Source organism: Streptomyces sp. NPDC014734 (genome assembly GCF_043083325.1).
GTDB lineage: Bacteria > Actinomycetota > Actinomycetes > Streptomycetales > Streptomycetaceae > Streptomyces.
This window is the reverse complement of record NZ_JBIBYN010000010.1, coordinates 156,092-178,757: the sequence shown is the minus strand read 5'-3', so window position 1 is coordinate 178,757 and position 22,666 is coordinate 156,092. Positions and strand designations below refer to the sequence as shown.

General features: G+C 71.3%; 22 protein-coding genes. 13 read left to right on the top strand and 9 right to left on the bottom strand.

The window, feature by feature from the left end; all coding sequences use genetic code 11:
• The 6 genes from ACF1CT_RS18440 to ACF1CT_RS18415 all read left to right on the top strand — a co-directional run bounded on the left by ACF1CT_RS18440 (window position 1) and on the right by ACF1CT_RS18415 (window position 5,728).
• A complete protein-coding gene (locus tag ACF1CT_RS18440) occupies window positions 1-858 on the top strand; it encodes an amidohydrolase family protein (protein WP_391784907.1) in 858 nt (285 codons plus the stop codon).
• 36 nt (window positions 859-894) lie between these two features.
• On the top strand, window positions 895-1,755 hold the full coding sequence (locus ACF1CT_RS18435; RefSeq protein WP_391784906.1) for an Fpg/Nei family DNA glycosylase: 861 nt from the start codon (window positions 895-897) through the stop codon (window positions 1,753-1,755).
• A gap of 89 nt (window positions 1,756-1,844) precedes the next feature.
• Window positions 1,845-2,597 carry a LytR/AlgR family response regulator transcription factor gene (locus ACF1CT_RS18430; protein ID WP_391784905.1) on the top strand — a complete coding sequence of 251 codons (753 nt, stop codon included), beginning with the start codon at window positions 1,845-1,847 and terminating at the stop codon, window positions 2,595-2,597.
• Between the two features lie 64 nt (window positions 2,598-2,661).
• Window positions 2,662-3,024, top strand: coding sequence for a hypothetical protein (locus tag ACF1CT_RS18425; RefSeq protein WP_391784904.1), 363 nt, complete (start codon window positions 2,662-2,664; stop codon window positions 3,022-3,024).
• Complete coding sequence (locus ACF1CT_RS18420) at window positions 3,021-4,502, top strand: cation acetate symporter (protein ID WP_391784903.1); 1,482 nt, start codon at window positions 3,021-3,023, stop codon at window positions 4,500-4,502. Before ACF1CT_RS18425 ends, ACF1CT_RS18420 begins: the two co-directional genes overlap by 4 nt.
• Window positions 4,499-5,728: a sensor histidine kinase gene (locus ACF1CT_RS18415; protein ID WP_391784902.1), complete on the top strand. Its 1,230-nt coding sequence runs from the start codon at window positions 4,499-4,501 to the stop codon at window positions 5,726-5,728. Before ACF1CT_RS18420 ends, ACF1CT_RS18415 begins: the two co-directional genes overlap by 4 nt.
• Window positions 5,729-5,747: 19 nt before the next feature.
• Here ACF1CT_RS18415 and ACF1CT_RS18410 read toward each other — a convergent pair whose 3' ends face one another.
• Complete coding sequence (locus tag ACF1CT_RS18410) at window positions 5,748-6,281, bottom strand: hypothetical protein (RefSeq protein ID WP_391784901.1); 534 nt, start codon at window positions 6,279-6,281, stop codon at window positions 5,748-5,750.
• A 125-nt stretch (window positions 6,282-6,406) separates the two neighbouring features.
• Between ACF1CT_RS18410 and ACF1CT_RS18405 the strand changes: the two genes are divergently transcribed.
• Complete coding sequence (locus ACF1CT_RS18405; protein ID WP_391784900.1) at window positions 6,407-6,604, top strand: zf-HC2 domain-containing protein; 198 nt, start codon at window positions 6,407-6,409, stop codon at window positions 6,602-6,604.
• Here ACF1CT_RS18405 and ACF1CT_RS18400 read toward each other — a convergent pair.
• The 3 genes from ACF1CT_RS18400 to ACF1CT_RS18390 all read right to left on the bottom strand — a co-directional run bounded on the left by ACF1CT_RS18400 (window position 6,538) and on the right by ACF1CT_RS18390 (window position 9,342).
• Window positions 6,538-7,107 carry a sigma-70 family RNA polymerase sigma factor gene (locus ACF1CT_RS18400; protein ID WP_391784899.1) on the bottom strand — a complete coding sequence of 190 codons (570 nt, stop codon included), beginning with the start codon at window positions 7,105-7,107 and terminating at the stop codon, window positions 6,538-6,540. The genes ACF1CT_RS18405 and ACF1CT_RS18400 overlap by 67 nt on opposite strands.
• 227 nt (window positions 7,108-7,334) lie before the next feature.
• Complete coding sequence (locus ACF1CT_RS18395; protein ID WP_391784898.1) at window positions 7,335-8,771, bottom strand: amino acid permease; 1,437 nt, start codon at window positions 8,769-8,771, stop codon at window positions 7,335-7,337.
• A gap of 109 nt (window positions 8,772-8,880) precedes the next feature.
• Window positions 8,881-9,342: a universal stress protein gene (locus ACF1CT_RS18390; protein ID WP_391784897.1), complete on the bottom strand. Its 462-nt coding sequence runs from the start codon at window positions 9,340-9,342 to the stop codon at window positions 8,881-8,883.
• A 158-nt stretch (window positions 9,343-9,500) separates the two neighbouring features.
• On the opposite strand from ACF1CT_RS18390, the gene ACF1CT_RS18385 reads away from it, so the two are divergent.
• Window positions 9,501-10,343: a polysaccharide deacetylase family protein gene (locus tag ACF1CT_RS18385; protein WP_391784896.1), complete on the top strand. Its 843-nt coding sequence runs from the start codon at window positions 9,501-9,503 to the stop codon at window positions 10,341-10,343.
• A 79-nt stretch (window positions 10,344-10,422) separates the two neighbouring features.
• Here ACF1CT_RS18385 and ACF1CT_RS18380 read toward each other — a convergent pair whose 3' ends face one another.
• The 3 genes from ACF1CT_RS18380 to ACF1CT_RS18370 all read right to left on the bottom strand — a co-directional run bounded on the left by ACF1CT_RS18380 (window position 10,423) and on the right by ACF1CT_RS18370 (window position 12,065).
• Window positions 10,423-10,941, bottom strand: a complete 519-nt coding sequence (locus ACF1CT_RS18380; RefSeq protein ID WP_391784895.1) for a hypothetical protein — start codon at window positions 10,939-10,941, stop codon at window positions 10,423-10,425.
• A gap of 179 nt (window positions 10,942-11,120) precedes the next feature.
• Window positions 11,121-11,888 carry a DUF4239 domain-containing protein gene (locus ACF1CT_RS18375; protein ID WP_391784894.1) on the bottom strand — a complete coding sequence of 256 codons (768 nt, stop codon included), beginning with the start codon at window positions 11,886-11,888 and terminating at the stop codon, window positions 11,121-11,123.
• 15 nt (window positions 11,889-11,903) lie between these two features.
• Window positions 11,904-12,065 (bottom strand): hypothetical protein, encoded by a 162-nt coding sequence (locus tag ACF1CT_RS18370; RefSeq protein WP_391784893.1) that lies wholly within the window; start codon window positions 12,063-12,065, stop codon window positions 11,904-11,906.
• 1,007 nt (window positions 12,066-13,072) lie between these two features.
• On the opposite strand from ACF1CT_RS18370, the gene ACF1CT_RS18365 reads away from it, so the two are divergent.
• Window positions 13,073-13,891 (top strand): SAM-dependent methyltransferase, encoded by an 819-nt coding sequence (locus ACF1CT_RS18365; protein ID WP_391784892.1) that lies wholly within the window; start codon window positions 13,073-13,075, stop codon window positions 13,889-13,891.
• Window positions 13,888-16,062, top strand: a complete 2,175-nt coding sequence (locus ACF1CT_RS18360; protein ID WP_391784891.1) for a putative bifunctional diguanylate cyclase/phosphodiesterase — start codon at window positions 13,888-13,890, stop codon at window positions 16,060-16,062. The genes ACF1CT_RS18365 and ACF1CT_RS18360 overlap by 4 nt, the downstream gene beginning before the upstream one ends.
• Window positions 16,063-16,147: 85 nt before the next feature.
• On the opposite strand, the gene ACF1CT_RS18355 is transcribed toward ACF1CT_RS18360, so the two are convergent.
• Window positions 16,148-17,059 (bottom strand): LysR family transcriptional regulator, encoded by a 912-nt coding sequence (locus ACF1CT_RS18355; protein WP_391784890.1) that lies wholly within the window; start codon window positions 17,057-17,059, stop codon window positions 16,148-16,150.
• A 260-nt stretch (window positions 17,060-17,319) separates the two neighbouring features.
• Between ACF1CT_RS18355 and ACF1CT_RS18350 the strand changes: the two genes are divergently transcribed.
• From ACF1CT_RS18350 to ACF1CT_RS18340, 3 genes are read left to right on the top strand one after another with little or no spacing between them, the layout of a single operon-like run.
• Entirely contained in the window at window positions 17,320-18,027 is a 708-nt protein-coding gene (locus tag ACF1CT_RS18350; protein ID WP_391784889.1) for a succinate dehydrogenase, read from the top strand.
• Between the two features lies 1 nt (window position 18,028).
• Window positions 18,029-19,978 (top strand): fumarate reductase/succinate dehydrogenase flavoprotein subunit, encoded by a 1,950-nt coding sequence (locus tag ACF1CT_RS18345; RefSeq protein WP_391784888.1) that lies wholly within the window; start codon window positions 18,029-18,031, stop codon window positions 19,976-19,978.
• Complete coding sequence (locus tag ACF1CT_RS18340) at window positions 19,975-20,721, top strand: succinate dehydrogenase/fumarate reductase iron-sulfur subunit (protein ID WP_391784887.1); 747 nt, start codon at window positions 19,975-19,977, stop codon at window positions 20,719-20,721. Before ACF1CT_RS18345 ends, ACF1CT_RS18340 begins: the two co-directional genes overlap by 4 nt.
• A 76-nt stretch (window positions 20,722-20,797) precedes the next feature.
• Here the strand turns inward: ACF1CT_RS18340 and ACF1CT_RS18335 are convergent, their stop codons facing one another.
• Window positions 20,798-22,561 carry a glycosyl hydrolase family 18 protein gene (locus ACF1CT_RS18335; RefSeq protein ID WP_391784886.1) on the bottom strand — a complete coding sequence of 588 codons (1,764 nt, stop codon included), beginning with the start codon at window positions 22,559-22,561 and terminating at the stop codon, window positions 20,798-20,800.
• Window positions 22,562-22,666 lie beyond the last annotated feature (105 nt).

Here is a 22,666-nt window from a genome sequence, read left to right as displayed (position 1 = left end):
ATGACCACCGGCCCCGACCGCGTCGTCGACGCGCACCACCACGTCTGGGACCTGTCGGTCCGCGACCAGGAATGGATCACCGGCGAGGCACTCGCACCCCTGCGGCGCACCTTCGCCCTCACCGACCTGGAGCCCGAGGCGCGCGCCGCCGGAGTGTGCGCCACCGTCCTCGTCCAGACCGTCACCGTCCCCGGGGAGACCCCCGAACTCCTGGCCCTCGCCCACGCCGAAGACCTGGTCGCCGGTGTCGTCGGCTGGTGCGACCTGACCGCCCCCGACGTCCCCGACACGCTCGCCGCACTGCGGGAACTGCCCGGCGGCGACCGCCTCGTCGGCATCCGCCACCAGGTCCAGGACGAGCCCGACCCCCGATGGCTGCTGCGCCCCGACGTCCTGCGCGGACTGCGTGCCGTCGCCGACGCCGGACTCGTCCACGACGTCGTCGTCCGGCCGCGCCAACTGCCCGCCGTCGTCGAGGCCGCCGCCCGGCTGCCCGGGCTGACCTTCGTGCTCGACCACGCGGGCAAGCCGCCCGTCGCCGCCGGTGAACCGCGCCCCTGGGCCGACGACCTGCGCGCCCTCGCCGCCCTCCCCAACACCGTGTGCAAGCTCTCCGGCCTGGTCACCGAGGCCGACTGGGACTCCTGGACGGTGAGCGACCTGCGCCCCTTCGCCGACACCGTCCTCGACGCCTTCGGCCCCGACCGGCTGATGTTCGGCTCCGACTGGCCGGTGTGCCGACTCGCCGCGACGTACGAAGAGGTGGTCGACACGGCACACGCCCTCACCGGTTCGCTGACCGCCGACGAGCGCGGCCGCGTCCTCGCCACCACGGCCGAGCGCGTGTACGGGCTCTGACGAGCGACCGGCCGACGCGTCCGGCAGTCTGGAACCATGCCCGAACTGCCGGAGGTCGAAGCGCTGCGGATCTTCCTCGACGGCCGCCTGACCGGGAGGGAGATCGACCGCGTCCTGCCGCTCGCCGTCAGCGTCCTCAAGACGTACGACCCGCCCCTGACCGCCCTGCACGGCGCCGCGGTCACCGGCGTCGCCCGGCACGGCAAGTTCCTGGACATCGAGGCGGGGCCGCTGCACCTGATCACCCATCTCGCCCGGGCCGGCTGGCTGCGGTGGCAGGACGCCTTCCCCGCGGCCCCGCCCCGCCCCGGCAAGGGGCCCCTGGCCCTGCGCACCGTCCTGATCGGCGGCGACGGCTTCGACCTCACCGAGGCGGGCAGCACCAAACGCCTCTCCGTACACCTGGTGCACGACCCGGCCGAGGTCCCCGGCATCGCCCGGCTGGGCCCGGACCCGCTCGACGACTCCTTCGACCGCGACGCGCTCGCCGCACTGCTCGCGCGGGACAACCGGCGGGTGAAGGGCGCCCTGCGCGACCAGTCGCTGATCGCGGGCATCGGCAACGCCTACAGCGACGAGATCCTGCACGCCGCGAAGATGTCGCCGTACAAGCTCACCACGAGCCTCACCGACGACGAGATCACCCTGCTCCACACCGCGCTGCGCACCACGCTCCGCGACGCGGTCGTCCGCTCCGGCGGGCTGGCGGCCGGGCAGCTCAAGGCCGAGAAGCGGAGCGCGATGCGCGTCCACGGACGCACCGGTGAGGCGTGCCCCGTGTGCGGGGACACCATCCGGGAGGTGTCCTTCAGCGACTCCTCGCTCCAGTACTGCCCGACCTGCCAGACCGGCGGCAGACCGCTTGCCGACCGCAGGCTCTCCCGACTCCTCAAATGACCCGGCCCGGCCACCGGCTCCCGCCCCGGGGCCGGACGGCAGGCTCCGTCGACGGCCCGGCACCCCCACACACGTTCTACACTCCGCCCATGCTGCGCGTACTCGCCGTCGACGACGAAGAACCCGCACTGGAGGAACTCCTCTACCTCCTGCGCGCCGATCCCCGCATCCGCAGCGCCGAGGGCGCCTCGGGCGCCACCGAGGCGCTGCGCCGGATCGGCGGCGCCGTCGACGCGGGACCCGACGACCCCACCGCCCTCGACGTCGTCTTCCTCGACATCCACATGGCCGGCCTCACCGGTCTCGACGTCGCCCAGTTGCTGGCCGGATTCGCGGCGCCGCCGCTCATCGTCTTCGTCACCGCCCACGAGGGCTTCGCCGTCCAGGCCTTCGACCTCAAGGCCGTCGACTACGTCCTCAAACCCGTGCGCCGCGAACGCCTCGCCGAGGCGGTCCGCCGCGTGGCCGAACAGGTCGGCGACCGCTCCGCGCCGGTACTGGACACCGCCGGTGACCAGATACCCGTGGAGCTCGGCGGAGTGATCCGGTTCGTCCCCATCGACGACATCGCCTACGCCGAGGCCCAGGGCGACTACGCCCGGCTGCACACCGCCACCGGCAGCCACCTCGTCCGGGTCCCGCTCACCACACTGGAGGAGCGCTGGCGCTCCCGGGGCTTCGTACGCATCCACCGCCGCCACCTCGTCGCGCTGGGCCGGATCGACGAACTACGCCTCGACGCGGGCAGCATGAGTGTGCGCATCGGCACCGCGGAACTCGCGGTGAGCCGCCGCCACAGCCGCGCCCTGAGAGATCTGCTCATGCGCCGGACCGGCCGCTGACCAGGGCCGACCAGGGGCCAACCCCCTTCCCACGGCGGCCCGGTGCTGCGTACACTCCGGGCCCATGTCCGCAGAGCCCACACCCCGGCGCGAAGTGGTGACGGGGGAGCCCCGGCGGGTGCGCCCGCTGCCGCGCTACCGCACCCAGTCGGAGATCGACGAGCAGACCGCGCTCGGCGGCGCCTACGTCCGTTCGCTGATGCGCAGTCAACTACGGGCCGGAATAACCGTGTTCGCCGTGCTCGCCGTCGTCGTGGGCACGCTTCCGCTGGTCTTCGAGGCCCTGAGCAGCGACGCCCTGGTGTGGGCGGCCCTCGGGTTCGCCGCGTATCCGCCGCTGACCCTGGCCGCCTGGTGGTACGTGCGACGCGCCGAGCGCAACGAACGAGACTTCGCCCGGCTCGTGGAAGGCCGCCCCGCGCAGTGAGCCGTACGTACGCGGTGACGGCCGTCGCCGTCGTCGTCGCCGCGACCGTCCTCGTCGGCGGGTTCGGACTGCGGATCTCCCGCACCACCTCCGACTTCTACGTCGCCTCGCGCACCGTGCGGCCCCGGCTCAACGCCGCGGCGATCAGCGGCGAGTACCTCTCCGCCGCCTCCTTCCTCGGCATCGCGGGCCTGGTGCTCGTGCACGGACCCGACATGCTCTGGTACCCGGTCGGGTACACCGCCGGCTACCTGGTGCTGCTGGTCTTCGTCGCGGCACCGCTGCGCCGGTCCGGGGCGTACACCCTGCCCGACTTCGCCGAGGGGCGGCTGGAATCGCGGCGGGTGCGCCGCATGGTCAGCGTCCTCGTCGTCGCCGCGGGCTGGCTGTACCTGGTGCCGCAGCTCCAGGGCGCGGGGCTGACCCTCAAGATCCTCACCGGTGCGCCCGGCCGCCTCGGCGACGTCCTGGTGGCGGTCGTCGTCGTCGCCGCCGTCGCCGCCGGAGGCATGCGGTCCATCACCTTCGTTCAGGTGTTCCAGTACTGGCTGAAGCTGACCGCCCTCCTCGTTCCCGCGATCTTCCTGGTCCTTGCCTGGCAGGGCGACGGACGGCCCCGCGTCACCTTCGACGACCACCTCTCGGTCTTCCGCGCCGACCACCCGCTGTACGCCACCTATGGCCTGATCATCGCCACCTTCCTCGGCACCATGGGCCTGCCGCACGTCGTCGTGCGCTTCTACACCAGTCCCAACGGCCGCGACGCCCGCCGCACGACCGTCGCCGTTCTGGCCCTCATCGGCGTGTTCTACCTGCTGCCACCGGTCTACGGGGCCCTGGGCAGGCTGTACGCCCCCGAACTGATCCACGGCGGGGACGCGGACGCCGCCGTCCTGCTGCTGCCCGGCAGACTCATCGGCGGGACCGGCGGGGACCTGCTCGGCGCGCTCATCGCGGGCGGTGCCTTCGCGGCGTTCCTGTCGACCGCGTCCGGTCTCACGATGGCCGTCGCCGGGGTCATCACGCAGGATGTGCTCCCCTCCCGGGGCGTACGGAACTTCCGACTGGCCACCGTGCTCGCCATGTGCGTACCGCTCACCGGTTCGCTGCTGGTCAGCCGGGTGCCGGTGGCCGACTCGGTGGGCATGGCGTTCGCCGTTTCCGCGTCCTCCTTCTGCCCGCTGCTGGTCCTCGGGATCTGGTGGCGGCGGCTCACCCCGCCCGGCGCGATCGCCGGGCTGCTCCTCGGCGGCGGCTCCGCGTTCCTGTCCGTCGCGATCACCGTCAGCGGCGCGGTGCGCCCGCCCGGCTGGCCGCACGCACTGCTCGCCTGGCCCGCCGTCTGGTCGGTGCCCGTAGGTTTCCTCGCCATGGTCCTGGTGTCCCTGGCCACGCCCGGCCGGATACCCCCCGGAACGAACGCCGCCATGACCCGCTTCCATCTGCCGGAGGCACTCACCTCGGGGAGACAGCGATGACCGGGGCCGGATGCGCGGCTCTCGTCGTGCTCGTCCTGCTGCTGCCGGTCGCGGGCTTCCTGCTCGGCCGCCGCACCGCCCGCACGGCCCGCCCGAGCGACATCGGCACCCCCGTCGAGCACGCCACCTTCGAAACCCTCCACACCGCCTCCCTCGCCGCACCCCCCCTGCGCGCGGGCCTCACCGAGGAGAGCGCCCGCAAGGCCGCCCGCAGGCTCCGTTCCCTGCTCGGCACCGAAGCCCTCTGCCTCACCGACCGTGACCGGGTGCTCGTCTGGGACGGCGAGGGCGAACACCACGGCAGGCAGGTCATGGACCGGGTGCGGGACCTCCTCGACAGTGCTCGCGGCACCGCCTTCACCAGCGAGTGCGACGATGTCGACTGCCCCCTGCGCTGGGCCGTCGCCGTCCCCCTCACCGTCGACCATCGGGTCCTCGGCACCCTCGTCGCCTACGCCCCCCGCGAGTCGGCGGTGCTGGCGAGGGCGGCCGGCGAAGTCGCCCGCTGGGTCTGTGTGCAGCTGGAACTCGCCGAACTCGACCGTTCCCGCACCCGGCTCATCGAGGCGGAGATCAGGGCACTGCGGGCACAGATCTCCCCGCACTTCATCTTCAACTCGCTCGCCGCCATCGCCTCGTTCGTCCGCACCGACCCCGAGAAGGCCCGTGAACTGCTCCTGGAGTTCGCCGACTTCACCCGCTACTCGTTCCGCAGCAACGGCGACTTCACCACCCTCGCCGACGAACTCCACTCCATCGATCAGTACCTCGCGCTCGTCCGGGCCCGGTTCGGCGAACGCCTCTCGGTCACCCTCCAGGTCGCCCCCGAGGTGCTGCCCGTCGCACTGCCGTTCCTCTGCCTCCAGCCCCTGGTCGAGAACGCCGTCAAGCACGGACTCGAAGGAGCGGTCACCCCCTCCCGGGCCCCCGGTACCGGCAGGCCGGCCCGGACCGCGACCCGTATCACCATCCGCGCACTCGACGCGGGCTCGGAGGCCGAGGTCGTCATCGAGGACGACGGAGCCGGAATGGACCCCGAACGCCTGCGCCACATCCTGCGCGGCGAGGGCGGCCGGTCCGCCGGCATCGGTCTGCCGAACGTCGACGAACGGCTGCGCCAGGTGTACGGGGACGACTACGGACTCGTCATCGAGACGGGCATCGGTGCCGGGATGAAGATCACGGTGCGGCTGCCGAAGTACCGCGCGGGGGTGCACGGTTCCTGACCACCGGACCGGCCGGCGGTCAGTGGAGCTGGACCGCCAGGTGCCCGAGCGGCAGGCCCAGCTGCCAGGCCGGTGTCCACACCTGGGCCGACCCCTGCGCACCCTCGTCGTCCCCGGACGGTTCACGGGGCGGCGAACCGATCGCGTCGAGGTCGGCCGCGAGCAGTTCGGTCTCCTCCAGCCACCGCCAGGCCGCACGGGCCAGTGCGGCATCCGGACCGGGCCCGCCGCCGGTCCGCCCCGGTCCGTCCTCCAGGGTGCCGAGCCGTTCACGGACCCAGCCGCGCCAGGCCGCGCCGTACGCCGTCAACAGCAGCAACTCGTCGATCCGGATCACGGGCAGGGCACCCGCGGACCCGCCATCGGGGTGGCTGACGTCGGACAGGAAGACCGTCAGCGCGAGTGCGTCGCGGCCCGCCCGGTACTCCAGTGTGCACGGTTCCATCAGATCGCCGGTCCGCAGCAGTTCGTCGGCGACGTATTCGGCGTACATCCAGGCCATCGGAACCAGCGGCCCGCCCCCGCTGGTTCCGTCCTGACGTTCCGGGCGCATCCCGTCTCGCCTCTTCCTCTTCTCGGTACCGGGCTCCAGGGAGCATTGAACCGGGGGAGCCCGGCGCGCGTGGCCAGAAGGACAGGATCCGTTACGAACCGATCCGCCCACGACACGAGGATGCGATGACCGCCGATCCCCGGGAGGGCCCGCACGTGCGGCAGTTGCTCGGTGCCTACGTCCTCGACGCGCTCACGGCCGCCGAGACCGGTGCCGTCACCCGCCACCTCGGGACCTGCGACTCCTGCGCAGCCGACTACGTGGAGGTCGCGCAGGCGGCGTCACTGCTCGCGCTGCTGGACGGTGACGAACTGCTGGAGTAGCCCGGCAGACTGCGGGAGAGCCGGCGCAGCGCGTAGTAGGACCGAGACTTGACCGTGCCCGGCGGAATGCCGAGGGCCTGTGCCGTCTCGCCGACGCTCAGCCCGCGGAAGTACATGTGGACGAGGACCGCCCGGTGCTCCGGACCGAGGGCGCGCACCGCCTCCCGCACGTCGAGGGCCGAGACCGTGGCCTCGGCGCTGTCCTCCTCCTCCGCGGCGGTCTCCAGCACCACGTCACCGACCTCGACGGGCCGGGCCTGCCGCGACCGGCGCGCGTCGATCGCCAGGCGCCGCGCGACGGTGAAGAGCCAGGGACGCATCGACGCGTAGGGGGCGTCGAACGCCTCCGGGTGCTGCCAGGCCCGTACCAGCGTCTCCTGGAGCAGATCCTCGGCGCGCTGCCGGTCGCCGAAGGTCAGGCCGAGCAGGAAACGGAACAGGGCGGGGCCGTGCTCCCGCTGAAGATCCGCGAGGGCCCGCTCGTCCGTCGTCGTGGTGGTCATGATGAACGCCCTTCCCCGCAGTGGCCCCTGCCGCTTCCCTGCCGACTGGCGTATCCGAACGCATCGGGGCGCCCGGGAACAGGCGAAGAGCGGTGCCGTGCGACGAGCGGTCGCACAGTGCGGCGAATGGTGCGGTGAACGGTCCGACGGACGACGGGCGGGGTCACGAACGACGGCGGGCGGCCGGCGCGGGGGCGCGACCGGGTACCGGCGACCGGCCGCGCCGGTCAGCGCGCGTCCTTTCGCGACGCCCCGGCCAACTCCGACTTCCGGTACGAATACCCGAAGTAGATCACCAGTCCGACCAGGAACCAGACCACGAACCGCACCCATGTCTGCCACTGCAGGAAGGTGATCAGCCAGATGGAGAACACCACGCCCAGGGCCGGAACGAACGGCATGCCCGGGGTGCGGAACGTGCGCGGCAGACCGGGCTGCTTGTAGCGCAGCACGATCACCGCGATGCACACCACGACGAACGCCAGCAGAATGCCGATGTTCGTCAGTTCCGCGGCCTCGCCGATCGGCAGGAACCCGGCGATGACCGCCGACGCCCCGCCGACGATCCAGGTCACCCGCGTCGGCACGTGCCGGGTCGGGTGGGTCTTGGCGAACCACTTCGGCAGCAGCCCGTCACGGCTCATCGAGAACCACACCCGGGTCACCCCGAGCATGAAGGTGAACATCACCGTGAGGATGCCGATGATCGCGCCCACCGCGATCACGTCGGCGAGGCTGCTGAGTCCCACCGACTTGAAGGCGGTGGAGAAGCCGGACTCCGGGTCGATGTCCTGGTAGCTCTGCATCCCCGTCAGCACCAGGCAGGCCGCCACGTAGAGCACCATGGAGATCGCGAGCGAGTACAGGATCGCCTTCGGCATGTGCCGCTGGGCGTCCTTGGACTCCTCGGCGGCGGTCGACATGGCGTCGTAACCGAACACGGCGAAGAAGACGGTGGCCGCCCCGGTGAAGACACCGCTCACGCCGAAGGGGAAGAACGGATGGTAATTGGCGGTGTTGATGTGGAACACGCCGACCCCGACGACGAGCAGGACGACCAGGACCTTCAGTACGACCACGACGGTCTCGAAGCGGGCGGCGTTCTTGATGCCGAGGGTCAGGAGGTACGCGACGAGCAGACAGAGCAGCGCCGCGAACAGGTCCACCCGGTGGCCGTCGCCGGTGCCCGGAGCGCCCAGCATCCACTTCGGCAGGTCGAGCCCGACCTCGCCGAGCAGGAAACCGAAGTACCCGGAGATGCCGATCGCGACCACCGCGACGATCGCCGTGTACTCCAGCAGCAGGTCCCAGCCGATGAACCAGCCGACCAGCTCGCCGAGCACCGCGTATCCGTAGGTGTAGGCGGACCCTGCCTTGGGGATCAGGCCCGCGAACTCCGCGTAGCTGAACGCCGCCGCGGCGCTCGCCACCCCCGCGATCAGGAAGGAGATCAGGACCGCCGGACCGGCGGTGCCGTTCGCGACCGTTCCGGCGAGGGTGAAGATACCCGCGCCGATGATGCCGCCGACCCCGATCGCGGTGAGCTGCCAGAGGCCGAGTGTCCGGGTGAGCTGAGTGGTGGTGTCCCCGGCCGGCCCCTTCTCGTCGATCTGCTCGATCGGCTTGCGGCGCAGCACGCCCTCGCCCACCCGGAGCCTGGCCATGACCCACCTCTTCGCTGACGGCTGTCGCTGACGGGCGCTCATGATGGCCCAGGCGGAGCCGGGACGAAAGACGGCGTGCCGTCGGGGCGGGGCAAGGCTTCCGCGACGGCTACGGGACCACCGTGACGGGCCAACGGCCCGCCTTCACCAGCCGTACCGCCACCGAGCCGATGAACCGGTGTCCCGCCGACTCCGAGGCACCCACGACGACCGCGTCGGCCTTCAGCTCGTCCGCCGCCGTCACGAGCCCGTTGTACGGGTCACCGCGGAAGGTGTGGAACTCCCAGCGCACGTTCCATATGTCCTTCATCCGCTCCGTCGCCTCCCGGATCTCGTTCACCAGGCTCTCCGCGACCTCCCCCGTCGTGTCGGCGACCGGGGCGCCCAGCGCCGCACCGGCGGGGATCACGGGCTGGACGTAGACGAGGGCGAGCACGGCGCCCTGCCGACGGGCGAGCCCCGCCGCGTACGCGGCGGCACGCATGGAGGAGTCGGACCCGTCCAGTCCAGCGACGATCACTTTCGGTCCATCTGTGCCGCGTTCGAACATACTGCGCTGCTGATCTGTCACGGCAGTGAGGCTATCCGTTCACGGAATCGGCCCCGACGAGGGCACGGCGGGGTGGCGCGCGCCGGTTGCCTCATGGGCAGTACCCCCATGGGGTGCAAAACGGCCGGCCACCGGTGTCGTTCACCGGTCCGGGGCGACGGACGTGCGAGCTGTTGGTCATGACGAACGATCAGAGGCTGCCGGGGCGCAGGACGCTGTTGCGGCTTGCCGCCGGGCTCGGGACGGCCGGTGCCGTGCGGGTGATCGCGGCGGATCCGGCCGGAACGCCGTTCCGGCAGCCCGCAAGGCCTCCGAAGGGGGCCGCGGGGCCGCCCGCGGACCTCCGGACACGGTCCTCCGGGTACCGGCTGAGTCCCATGACGGGCGGCGCCGCGCCGCGTTTCCGGCCCGCCGCGCCACCGGTCCGCACCCGGCCGTTCGAGGCGCTGCCCGAGATCGGCCGGGCCATGGTGCTGACCTTCGACGACGGTCCCGACCCGATCCACACACCGCACATCCTGGCGACACTGCGCGAGCACGATGTCCGCGCGATGTTCTTCGTCTGCGGCGAGATGGCCGACGACAACCGCGACCTGGTGCGGGCGATCGCCGCCGACGGCCACACCATCGGCAACCACTCCTGGAGCCATCCGCTGGTCACCAGGCTCTCCCGGGCGGGGGTGCGCGACGAGCTCGGCCGTACCAGCGACGTGATCGAGCGGGCCACCGGCGCTCCACCGTCCTGGTACCGGGCACCGTACGGGGCGTGGAACCGGTGCTCCTTCGAGACCGGCGCCGAACTCGGCATGGAGCCGATGGCCTGGACCGTCGACACCCTGGACTGGACGCGGCCCGGTGCCGGAGCCATCGTCCGCCGGGTCCGGGCGGGCGCGGCGCCCGGTGTCGTGGTGCTGTCGCACGACGCCGGGGGAGACCGTTCACAGAGCGTGGCGGCGTTGCGACGGTACCTGCCGGAACTGCTCGACGACGGCTACCGGATCACCGTGCCGCGGCGTCGGTGACCGGTCCGACACGCCCCTCGCCCCGGGACCTGGTGGAGGTCCCGGGGCGAGGGGCGTGTCGAACCGCGCTGTCCTGCCCTCAGCGCGGACGGCTCTCCTTGCGGTGACGCACCACGTGGACGGCGGCGGTGGCGGTGACGACCGCCGCCGCCGTTCCCGCGGCCACCTCGGCGGTGCGCGTCCGGTCGGTGTCGCCGCCCCGCCCGCCCCGTACCGCGGCGGCGGTGGCCGGGGCGCCCGGGGCGGGACCGACCACGATGGCGACCGCGACCGTGGCGGCGGGCGACGCGTCGCAGATGAACGTCACCTCGTGGGCGACGCCGGGTCTCGCGTCCCGGTCGACCGTGGCCGCCGCGGTGCCACCGGGGGGAATGGTGACCGTGTCGAACACTCCGGAGCCTGCCGTGGCTGTTGCAGAGCACCCCCGGGCGGCCAGGACGACCTGGCTCCCCGGCGCGACCACCGACGGAGTGACGGTGTATCCGGTCGTGGAGGACGCGCCTCCCGGACCCTCGGCGTACGCGGTCGCGGCCGGAGCGGTCAGGGCGTAGGCGGCGGCGCCCAGCAGGACGACGGGTGCGACGTCTATCGCGCGCATGGGTGTGTCCTCCGAGTCCCCGAGGAGCAGTCGCGGAACGGGTTTCCACGGAGCGTCAGACATGCACCTCGACGCACCGAACGCTAGGAGTCGCGTCCACCGTCGTCGATCGCAGTGCGCCGCACGGGGCACCGCTGTCCCCCGTGCGGCGCACCGCGCCGTCGCACGGGGGACCGTCCTCAGCCGCCCGCCGCCTCCGGGAACAGGTCGAGGAACGGCGCCGCGGTGGCCGAGATGCCCCGGCCGAAGGGCGTGTCGAAGTCCCAGATGAGGAAGAGCAGAAAGGCGATCAGAACACTGAAGAGCCCGGCCAGCAGCAGTTCGCGGAAGGTTCTGCGGATCTGCAGGGTGAAGATCAGCCCCACGGTCACCAGCGCCCCGATGATCAGGCCGAACCAGACGACACCCGGCATGGTGGCTCCGGCGCTCTGCCCGCGTGCGCTGCGGGCGTCGTCGACGGCGGCGACCTGATCGACAAGCGGCTGGTAGGCCTCCCTCTCGTGGTCGTCATTCGGCCGGTAGTCGGTGACGTCGGCGCGCACCCGGGCCAGGAGCCGGGTCCCTTCGGCGTCGAGGGAGCCGTGTTCGGCCATCGTCCGCCACTCCTGGTGGACAACATGGCTCACATAGGCGTTGACATCGGTGCGGATGCGTGTGCGCACCTCGGCCGGATACACCGAGGAGCGGGCGCTCACCTCGTGCAGGGCCTGGGCCTCCTGGCGTACGTACTCCTGGGCGGAGCTGCGGCCCTCCCAGACGCCGGCGATCGCGAGGCCCAGGACAATGGCGTAGACCACACCGATCATCATCGTCATGTACTCGATCACATCAGGGGTTTGGGACGGGTCGTCGTCCACGCCGACCCGACGGTTGTTCAGTACGGCGATGGTCAGGACCACGGCGGTGACCGCGACCATCGCGAGGGCGAGAACGAGCCATTCCGACATGAGTTTCTCCGGAGCTCAGCGGGAGCGGGGACGCAGGACGGCGACGGCGAACACCGCGGGAGCCGTGATCAGCAGAGTGAGGGTCACCAGGGAGGGGCCGTGCCGAGGGACCTGCCGGACCGGCCGCCGGTAGTGGGGGAGGGCGGCGGGCCGGGGCGTGGGCGGTGCGGAGCGCACGGCGGGGGTGGGTGACGGCGACGGCGGCACGGGCTCAAGCCTTGGGCGGGACGGGGCCGGGAGCGGTGGGGGCGTCGACGCCGGGCGCACCCGCGGCGTCGACGCCGGAGGCGGTGGGGACGCCGGCGGTGGGGACGGTGAGGGCGAGGGCGGCGGCGGTGTGGGCGACGGGGACGGCTCGGGTACCGGGCCCGGCCGGCAGCGATCGCCGCCCGCCACGGCGACCGCCGAACTTCCGCCGCCGTCCCCGACGACGGCGTACGCGCAACTGTCCGCCATCGCCGGTGAGGGTGCGGCCGACAGCCAGAGGAGCACCACGGCCGCCGTGAGCCGCGCTATGAGGGATCCGTACACGACGGCGAGCATGGTCCTGCCGGTCGTACGCCGCGCCGAGGACGGGCGGGATTCCCCTGATGGAGGGACATGAACGTCAAGTGGGTTGCGGCCGAGGGAAAACCTTGAACTCCCCCTGACGGAAGGGGTTATGCCCTCGTGGGGCCGGGCACGCGGCCGGGCGGCGACACCCGTGCCGATTCCTCTCCCGCGTGAACCGGGATGCTTTCAGGGGGACTTCGTTCCCCGCGGGACGCTCGCGCGGGCGGATCGCGGACCCGTGCGGCACACCGGCCCGTCGGGCCGGACGGCGGGAACGGTCCGGCCGGTCACCCCGGGACGAGGGCGGGTGCCACGGCGACGTGCGCGGTGGCGAACGGCGACGCGGCGAGACGATACGGAGCCCGGAAACAACGGCATTCCGGTTCGGGACGCGGTGTCTCCCGGCCTTCCGCCGGCCGGGCCCGATTGCCCCTCGAAGGACCCGCGCCGACGGAGCCGTCGGGGAATGTCACACGCAGCGACGGGCCGGTTGCACATGCCACTGGTGTGTGACCAATAACGGACGGCTAATTTCCGTTTCCGCTCGCTCTCTTGGCGGTCGATCAGTAGCCTCTGGTCCACACTGACCATGAACATGGCCGGACCGCCGTGGCGACTTGTTGGAGACATCGATGGAGCGTCCCGCCTGGGCACCGCAAGGCATAGACATTTCGGTGCCGAGCGTGTCTCGCATGTACGACTTCTATCTGGGCGGATCGCACAATTTCGAGGTGGACCGGGAAGCGGCCCGCAAGGCCATGGAGTTCATGCCGGGGCTCCCCAAGATCATGCAGGCGAATCGCGCCTTTATGCGCAGGGCCGTGCGATACGCGGTGAGCGAGGGCGTCACCCAGTTCCTGGACATCGGTTCCGGAATACCGACTTTCGGCAATGTGCATGAAGTCGCCCAGGCTGCCGATCCGGAGGCCCGGGTGGCGTATGTCGATCACGATCCCGTTGCGGTCGCGCACAGTCAGGCCGTGCTCGACGGAAACGAGCGGGCGGTGGTCGCCGCCGCGGATATCCGCCGCCCGCAGGAGATCGTGAAGTCCCCGGAGATCTCCCGGCTGCTCGACTTCGACCGTCCGGTGGCGTTGCTGCTCGTCGCCGTGCTCCACTTCATCGAGGATCGCGACGAGCCGCAGGCCGCCGTCGCCGAACTGCGCGAGGCACTCGCCCCCGGCAGCCTCGTCGTCATCACCCACGCCTCCTACGAGGGAATCCCGCTCAGCCAGGAGAAGGCGGGCGGCGCGGTCGGGGTGTACGAGGACATCCGCAACCCCCTGGTCATGCGGTCGAAGGACGAGGTCGCCCGCTTCTTCGAGGGGTACGAGACGGTCGAGCCCGGACTCGTCCCGATGCCGAACTGGCGCCCCGACACCCCGACGGCCCCGGCACAGGAGGACCCGTTCGCCTTCTCGGGCTTCGCCGGAGTGGGACGCAAGGCGTGAGCATCCCCGCCCAGTCGTCCGGAACGGCAGGAACGGAGCCCGACGGCCCCGAGGACCGGCTCCGGAGATTCGCCACGATCTGGAGCCGGGCCATCTTCCCGTCGACGGCCACCTCCATGACACGCCCGGAATTCGAACAGCACCTGTTGCCGCTCGCCCGGAGGCTCAGCGAGATCCTCCACGCCCGGCCGTTCGACGCCGCCCCCGCGAGCGGGGTGGGCGGCTCCCTGGTCGCCGCGCACTGCACGGACCCGGACGCGCTGAGCAGCACGCTCGGAGTCATCGACTCCTACCTCGTGCTCTACTGCGGCGGCAACGGCGCGTCCGCGCTGCCGACCGAGGACGGCAGGGCCCGCTGCGCCCGCATCCAGCACGCCCTCGCCGGTGGTTTCACCCAGGCGCTGCGCGAGCGGACCCTTGCCGAACAGGAGGCGATCGCCCGCTCGGCGCTCACCGCGCGTTCGAGCGCCGAACAGGCCCTGCACGCCACGGAGGCACGCTTCCGCGCGGTCTTCGAGGACGCGGCCATCGGCATCGGGATCGCCGACCTGGACGGCAATGTGCTGGAGATCAACGACACCCTGACCCGGATGTTCGGCGGGCTCGAACACCATGTGCGCAGCCATCGGGTCAACGAGTGGGTCCATCCCGAGGACTCGCCGCAGGTCTGGAGGTACTACGACGAGCTGGTGCGCGGCGAACGCGACCACTTCCGGGTCGAGAAGCCGTTCTACCGCAACGACGGCACGGTGCTGTGGACCAATCTGACGGTGTCGTTGCTGCGCGACTCCGAGGGCAGACCGGAGTACCAGCTGGCACTGATGGAGGACACGACGGAGCGTCGGCTGCTGAACCTGCGCCTGCGCTACGAGGCCACGCACGACGCGCTCACCGGTCTGCCGAACCGCACGCTGTTCTTCGAACGGCTGGAGAAGGCGCTGTCCGCCGAGGACGGCAGCCGTTTCGGGCTGTGCTACCTCGATCTCGACGGCTTCAAGGCGATCAACGACAGCCTGGGCCACGCGGCGGGGGACCGGCTGCTGGTCGAGGTGGCCGACCGGCTGCAGAGCTGCGCGACCGCGCCCGGCGAGATGGTGGCCCGGCTCGGCGGCGACGAGTTCGTGGCCCTGACCACCGGGCCCGACACCCAGAAGGAGGTCGACGAACTCGCCTGCCGCATCCTCGGCGCGCTCGGCGCCCCGATCCGTCTGGAGGGCCGCGAGTTGACGGTCCGCGGTTCCATCGGGATCGTCGAGGGGCGGGCCGGTGAGCGCAGTGCCGCCGAGGTGCTGCGCAGCGCGGACATCACGATGTACCGGGCCAAGTCGTCCGGCGGCAATCGCTTCGAGTTCGCCGACGCCGAGGCCGATGCCCGCGCGATCACCCGGCACGGGCTGACCACCGCTCTGCCCGCGGCCCTGGAACGCGGCGAGTTCTTCATCGAGTACCAGCCGCTGGTGCACCTGGGGGACGGCACGGTGCACGGGGCGGAGGCGCTGGTGCGCTGGTGCCACCCGCAGCACGGAGTGCTCGGGCCGGACCGGTTCATCCCGCTCGCCGAGCACACCGGACTGATCGTGCCGCTCGGCCGGTGGGTCCTGGAGGAGTCCGTGCGGCAGGCGCACTTCTGGCAGGAACGGCACAGTGACGGCGGCCCGCTGCGGATCAACGTCAATGTCTCGCCGGCCCAGCTGCACCACCCGCGACTGGTCGCCGAGACCGTGGACGTACTGGAGCGGCTGGGGCTGGAGCCCGGGGCCCTGTGCCTGGAGGTCACCGAGTCCGCGCTCATCGGCGCCGACGACGACCTGCTGAAGCCGCTGCGCCAGCTCGCCGAGATGGGCGTCGACATAGCGCTCGACGACTTCGGCACGGGGTACTCCAACCTGGCGAACCTGCGCAGGCTTCCGGTGAGCGTGCTCAAGCTGGACCGTTCCTTCACCCAGGGAATGCAGCGGCATCCGGCGGACCCGGTCGACCTGAAGATCGTCGAAGGGATCGTCTCGCTGGCGCACAGCCTGGACCTCGCGGTCACCGTCGAGGGCGTGGAGACCGGGGCACAGGCCGAGCAGCTGCGGAACCTGGGCTGCGACACCGCCCAGGGCTGGTACTACGCCAGGCCCGGCGCACCCGACCGGATCCACTCGCTGCTGCTGGCCGACGCGGTGTGAACGGTACCGCCGGCCGACGGGACGGGGGCGCGGGACGGGCGGAGGCCGGGGAGACGGGGATGCGACGGGGGACGGACGTCAGCGTTCAAGCGCCGGACGGAGCCGGGGGAACCGTCCGGCTGGCCAGCAGTACCTTCTGCAACTCGCGGGCCGCCCGCGGCGGCGCGACGTCGCTGCGGTGCGCGAGCGCGATCGTGCGCCGCAGGCCCGGCCGGGCCAGCGGGGTGGTCCGCAGGTCGTGACCGGCCCGGCCGGCGACCATGCTCGGCACCACGGCGATGCCGAGCCCCGCCCGGACGAACCCGAGCACCGCGTCCATCTCCCCGCCCTCCACCGTGAACGAAGGTTCGAAGCCCTCGGCCCGGCACGCGGCGACCGTCATGTCGCGCAGGTCGTAGCCGTGCCGGAACATCACCAGGGGCGCGTTCCGGAGATCGGCGACGGCCACGCTTCCGCCCCGGCCGGGGCGCGGGGCGTGCGCCGACGACACCACCACCAGATCCTCCTGGAGCAGCTCGACCGTGGTGAGCGCGGGGGAGGAGGCCGGCAGCGGCAGCACCACCAGCGCGAGATCGAGGGCACCGCGCGCCAGCTCCCGCACCAGGTCCAGCGAACCTCCCTCCTCCAGCAGCAACCGGATCCCCGGATGACGGTCGTGGAAGGCGCGCAGGACGTCGGGGAGCAGCCCCGTGCAGAGGCTCGGCGTCGCCCCGAGCCGCACCCGGCCGCGCCTCAGCTGGGCCAGTTCCTGCACTTCGTGGCGTGCGGTGTCGGCGTCCGCGAGGATGCGCCGGGCCAGCGGCAGCAGGGCCTCACCGGCATCGGTGAGCGTGATGTTGCCGCGGGCCCGGCTGAACAGCTCCGCCCCCAGCTCGGTCTCCAGAGCCCTGATCTGCTGGGAGAGCGAGGGCTGCGAGACGTGGACCTCCTCGGCGGCACGGGTGAAGTGCCGGGTCTCGGCGACGGCCACGAAATACGTCAGCTGCTGGAACTGCATGCACGACAGCCTAAGAGCTGTTCCGTGGTCCCCGGCGGGCGCGCGACGAGAGCTGCGGCACCTCGCCGCGTGGTCGGAACGTCCGCATACGTCCAGCATGCGGACGCTCCTCCGTCCTGCGAGGCATCACATCCGACGCGGCGCGCCGGTCCACCACGCATTGCGGGACAGCCCTCAGCGGCCACGATAGCCAGAAACTATGAACATGAGCTACTTCATGTCTTGGACTGATGGGGACGTTCGGCCCTAGCGTCGTGTCCATGGCATTGGCAACGCGGACGGACCGACGGCCGTCCATGGCACGCTCGCTCTGGGACTCGACCGTCGGCAAGAAGACGATCATGGCCGTGAGCGGCCTGATCATGCTCCTCTACCTGGTCGCGCACATGGTGGGCAACCTGAAGATCTTCTTCGGGGCGGTGGAGTTCAACCACTACGCGCACTGGCTGCGCACGATGGGCGAGCCGGTCCTGCACTACGAGTGGGCCCTGTGGCTGCTGCGTGTGGTGCTGGTGGCCGCCGTGGTGCTGCACGCCGTTTCCGCGTACCAGCTCAGCCGGCGCGACATCCGGGCCCGCCCCACCGGGTACGTCCACCGCAGGCCGCGTGCCAGTTACGCCACGAGGACCATGCGCTGGGGCGGGATCATCCTCGCCCTCTTCATCGTCTGGCACATCCTCGACCTGACGACCGGAACGGTGCATCCGGGCGGATTCCAGGCCGGGCACCCTTACCAGAACGTCGTCGACACCTTCTCCACCTGGTACGGCAACGTCATCTACATCGTCGCCGTGCTCGCCCTCGGACTCCACGTCCGGCACGGTTTCTGGAGCGCCGCCCAGACCCTCGGCGCGGGCAACGCGACCCGCGACCGTCTCCTGAAGACCCTCGCCGACGTCCTCGCCCTGGCGCTGACGGTGGGCTTCGTCTCCGTACCCGTCGCCGTCATGACCGGAGCAGTGAACTGACATGACCGACTACTCGCACTACGGGACGGGCTCGCCCGTCCTCGACACCAAGGCCCCCGACGGCCCGGTCGCCGAGCGCTGGGACACCCGCCGCTTCGAGGCCAAGCTCGTCAACCCGGCCAACCGGCGCAAGCACACCGTCATCGTCGTCGGCACCGGCCTCGCCGGCGGCTCGGCCGGCGCGACCCTTGCCGAACAGGGCTACCACGTCGTCCAGTTCTGCTTCCAGGACTCGCCCCGCCGCGCCCACTCCGTCGCCGCCCAGGGCGGCATCAACGCCGCGAAGAACTACCGCAACGACGGCGACTCCATCCACCGTCTCTTCTACGACACGGTCAAGGGCGGCGACTTCCGCGCCCGCGAGTCCAACGTCCACCGGCTCGCCCAGATCTCCGTCGAGATCATCGACCAGTGCGTCGCCCAGGGCGTCCCGTTCGCCCGCGAGTACGGCGGCCTCCTCGACAACCGCTCCTTCGGCGGCGTACAGGTCTCCCGCACCTTCTACGCCCGCGGCCAGACCGGGCAGCAACTCCTTCTCGGCGCCTACCAGGCGCTGTCGCGGCAGATCGCCGCGGGCAACGTCGAACTCCACGCCCGCACCGAGATGCTCGACCTGATCGTCGTCGACGGCAAGGCCCGCGGCATCGTCGCCCGCGACCTGGTCACCGGCGCGATCGACACCTACTTCGCCGACGCGGTCGTCCTGGCCAGCGGCGGATACGGCAACGTCTTCTACCTGTCGACGAACGCCATGAACTCCAACGCCACCGCCATCTGGCGCGCCCACCGCCGAGGCGCGTACTTCGCCAACCCCTGCTTCACCCAGATCCACCCCACCTGCATCCCGCGCACCGGCGACCACCAGTCCAAGCTGACGCTGATGAGCGAGTCGCTGCGCAACGACGGCCGGATCTGGGTACCGCGGGCCAAGGGCGACGACCGCCCCGCGAACGAGATCCCCGAGGACGAGCGCGACTACTACCTGGAGCGCATCTACCCCTCCTTCGGCAACCTCGTGCCCCGCGACATCGCCTCCCGCGCCGCGAAGAACGTCTGCGACGAGGGGCGCGGCGTCGGCCCCGGAGGACAGGGCGTCTACCTGGACTTCGCCGAGGCCATCCGGCGGATGGGCCGCGAGAAGGTCGAGGAGAAGTACGGAAACCTCTTCGACATGTACGCGCGGATCACCGCGGAGAACCCGTACGAGACGCCGATGCGGATCTACCCGGCCGTGCACTACACGATGGGCGGACTCTGGGTCGACTACGACCTCCAGACCACCGTCCCCGGCCTCTTCGCCATCGGCGAGGCCAACTTCTCCGACCACGGAGCCAACCGGCTCGGCGCGTCCGCGCTGATGCAGGGCCTCGCCGACGGCTACTTCGTCCTGCCCTCCACCATCAACGACTACCTGGCGCGCAACCCGCACCACGACGAGATCGACGCCACGCACCCCGCGGTCGAGGAGGCCGTCGCGGACACCGAGGACCGGCTGAACCTGCTGCTCGCCGTCGACGGGGACCGCACCCCGGACTCCTTCCACCGCGAGATCGGCGAACTCATGTGGGAGTACTGCGGGATGGCCCGCAACGCGGACGGACTGCGCACGGCCCTCGCGCGCATCCCGCGGATCCGCGAGGAGTTCTGGCGCCGCATCAAGGTGCCCGGCACCGGCGACGAGTTCAACCAGTCCCTGGAGAAGGCCAACCGCGTCGTCGACTACCTGGAGCTCGCCGAGCTCATGTGCCTCGACGCCCTGCACCGCGCCGAATCCTGCGGCGGTCACTTCCGCGAGGAGTCCCAGACCCCGGACGGCGAGGCCGCCCGCCGGGACGAGGAGTTCTCCTACGCCGCCGCCTGGGAGTTCGGCGGCACCGGCGAGCCACCCGTCCTGCACAAGGAAGACCTGGTCTTCGAGTACGTCCACCCCACTCAGCGGAGCTACGCATGAAGCTCACCCTGCGCGTCTGGCGCCAGAAGAACGCCGACGCCCCCGGCGCCATGTCCACCTACGAGGTGGACGGCATCTCGCAGGACATGTCGTTCCTCGAAATGCTCGACACCCTCAACGAGGAGCTCATCCTCGAAGGCGACGACCCCGTCGCCTTCGACCACGACTGCCGCGAGGGCATCTGCGGCGCGTGCAGTCTCGTCATCAACGGCGACGCCCACGGACCCGAGCGCACCACCACCTGCCAACTGCACATGCGGTCCTTCCGGGACGGCGACACCATCGACATCGAGCCCTGGCGCGCCGCCGCGTTCCCGGTCGTCAAGGACCTGGTGGTGGACCGTTCCGCCTTCGACCGGATCATCCAGGCGGGCGGCTACATCTCCGCCCCGACCGGCACCGCCCCCGAGGCGCACGCCACCCCCGTGCCGAAGCCGGACGCCGACTTCGCCTTCGAGCACGCCGAGTGCATCGGCTGCGGCGCCTGCGTCGCGGCCTGCCCCAACGGTTCGGCGATGCTCTTCACCTCGGCGAAGATCAACCACCTGAACGTCCTGCCGCAGGGCGCGCCCGAGCGCGAGACCCGGGTCCTCGACATGGTCGGGCAGATGGACAGCGAGGGCTTCGGCGGCTGCACGCTCACCGGGGAATGCGCCACGGCCTGCCCGAAGGGCATTCCACTGCCGTCGATCGCCGCCATGAACAGGGAATGGCTGCGCGCCACCCGCAAGGTGCGCCGCTGAGAGCCCGTCGGGAACGACGGGTTCCCGGTCCCGGGGGCCGCCCACCCCCGGGACCGGGAAGTCCTGCCCGGCAGGATCAGGACGTCACGGAGAGGTCGTCCGCGTAGACGGTGCCCTGCCCGTACCAGCCGTGCAGATAGACGGTGACCGCTCCGGTCGAACCGGTGGTGAAGGTCACCGACTGCTTCGTGTAACCGCTCGACGAACCCCAGGTGTCGGCCGAGGCGTCGCCCCGCACCCCGAGGTAGCCGTAGCTGCCCTGCACCCAGCCGCTCAGCGTGTACTTGGTGTTCGGGGCCAGGGTCAGCGCCTGCGCGCACTCACCCGTCTGCGACGTGGTCGCCGCGACGGCGAGGGCGTGCGAACCGCCGTGCACCGGCGTCGACACGACCGCACCGCCGGGCTGGCAGGTCCAGGGGTTCAGCGCACCCGACTCGAAGTCGCCGTTCACCAGGGAGCCGGTGGAACCACCCGGCCCCGACACCGTCAGGGTGAAGGTCGCCGTGTGGCTGAGCGTGCCCGAGGCGCCGGTCACCGTGAGCCGGTACGTTCCGGGTGCGGCGGACGCCGACGTGGCCACCGTCAGCTTCGACGTCGCGCCCGCCGTGACGGATTCCGGTTCGAGGATCGCCTTCACGCCGGACGGCGCCCCGCTCACCGTGAGGTCCACGGTCTTCGCGCTGCCGGAGGTCACCGCCGTGTTCACGGTCGCCGTGGTGGAACCGCCCGGCGCCACCGTCGCCGATGCCGGCGCGACGGCCACCGAGTAGTCGTCCGTCGCCGGGCCGGAGCCGCTGGTGAAGGGCGCGAAGGTGTGGCTGAAGTACCACGTGTCCTGCGCTATGCCGGAACAGGTGTCGCTGCCCCCGGTGCCGGGGCAGCCCCCGTTGTCACGCTGGAGCGCCCAGAACGACAGGGTGCTGAGGCCCTTGGACACGGCCCAGTCGTAGACCACCGGGGCGTCCGCCGTGGTGAACGTCTCCGCGGGACCGTAGTCGTCGATGCCCGGCATCTCGATGACGCCGGTCATGCCCCACAGCTGTGCGTCGGTCTTCGACGGGTACAGATCGGCGAGCTGGTCCTTGAGGCCGCTGATCGCCGTCTTGGTGTCCTGCGCCATGTTGTGCGAGGCACCGTCGTAGTAGTCGAACGTCATCAGGTTCACGACGTCGACCTTCGCGCCGTTGGACACGGCGTTCTCCAGCACCGCCAGTCCGCTGTCGGCGAGGCCGCTCGTGGTGGTGGGCAGGGTGTAGGAGATCTGCAGCGGGCGGCCGTTCGCGGCGGCCCAGTCCTGCACCTTCTTGATCGCCTTGTTGCGACGGTCGATCCCGGCGTTGTTCTCCAGCGAGTTGTCCTCGATGTCCATGTCGAGGCGGGACACGTCGTAGGTGGTGATGACCTTCTCGTACGCCGCGGCGATCGAGTCGACGTTGGTGCAGCTGTCGGCGATTTCGGTGGCTTCGTTGTCGGCCGTGTAGCCGCCGAACGAGGGGATCACGTCGCCGCCGCGCGACCGCATGGTCGTGAAGTCGGCGCCGAACACGGACTGCGCGATCGGCTGGTCCGAATCACCGTTCCAGTACGGGGTGCAGGAACCACGGGCCTCCGTCTGGATGAAGGCCATGGTCAGGTACTTCGCGCCGGACTGCTGCGAGAGCGCGGCCGGGCTCTCGCCGTTCCACGACTCGAAGTACGGCGCGAAGACATGGGCGGGCATGGGGGTGGCGGCGGTCGCGGCGGCCTGCGCGCCGGCGCTCGATCCGAGGACGAGGCCGGCGGACGCGACGGTCGTCGCCAGGACACTCAGGACTGCGCCGAGTGCTCTTGGACGTCTCATGGGGTGCTCCCAGCGGGGTGAGGCAACGGGCGGATGTGCGCGGCTCTGCCGCGCCCGGGGAGGGGCGCGGCCCGTTCCTGTGAATCCCGGCCGGGGTCACATGCC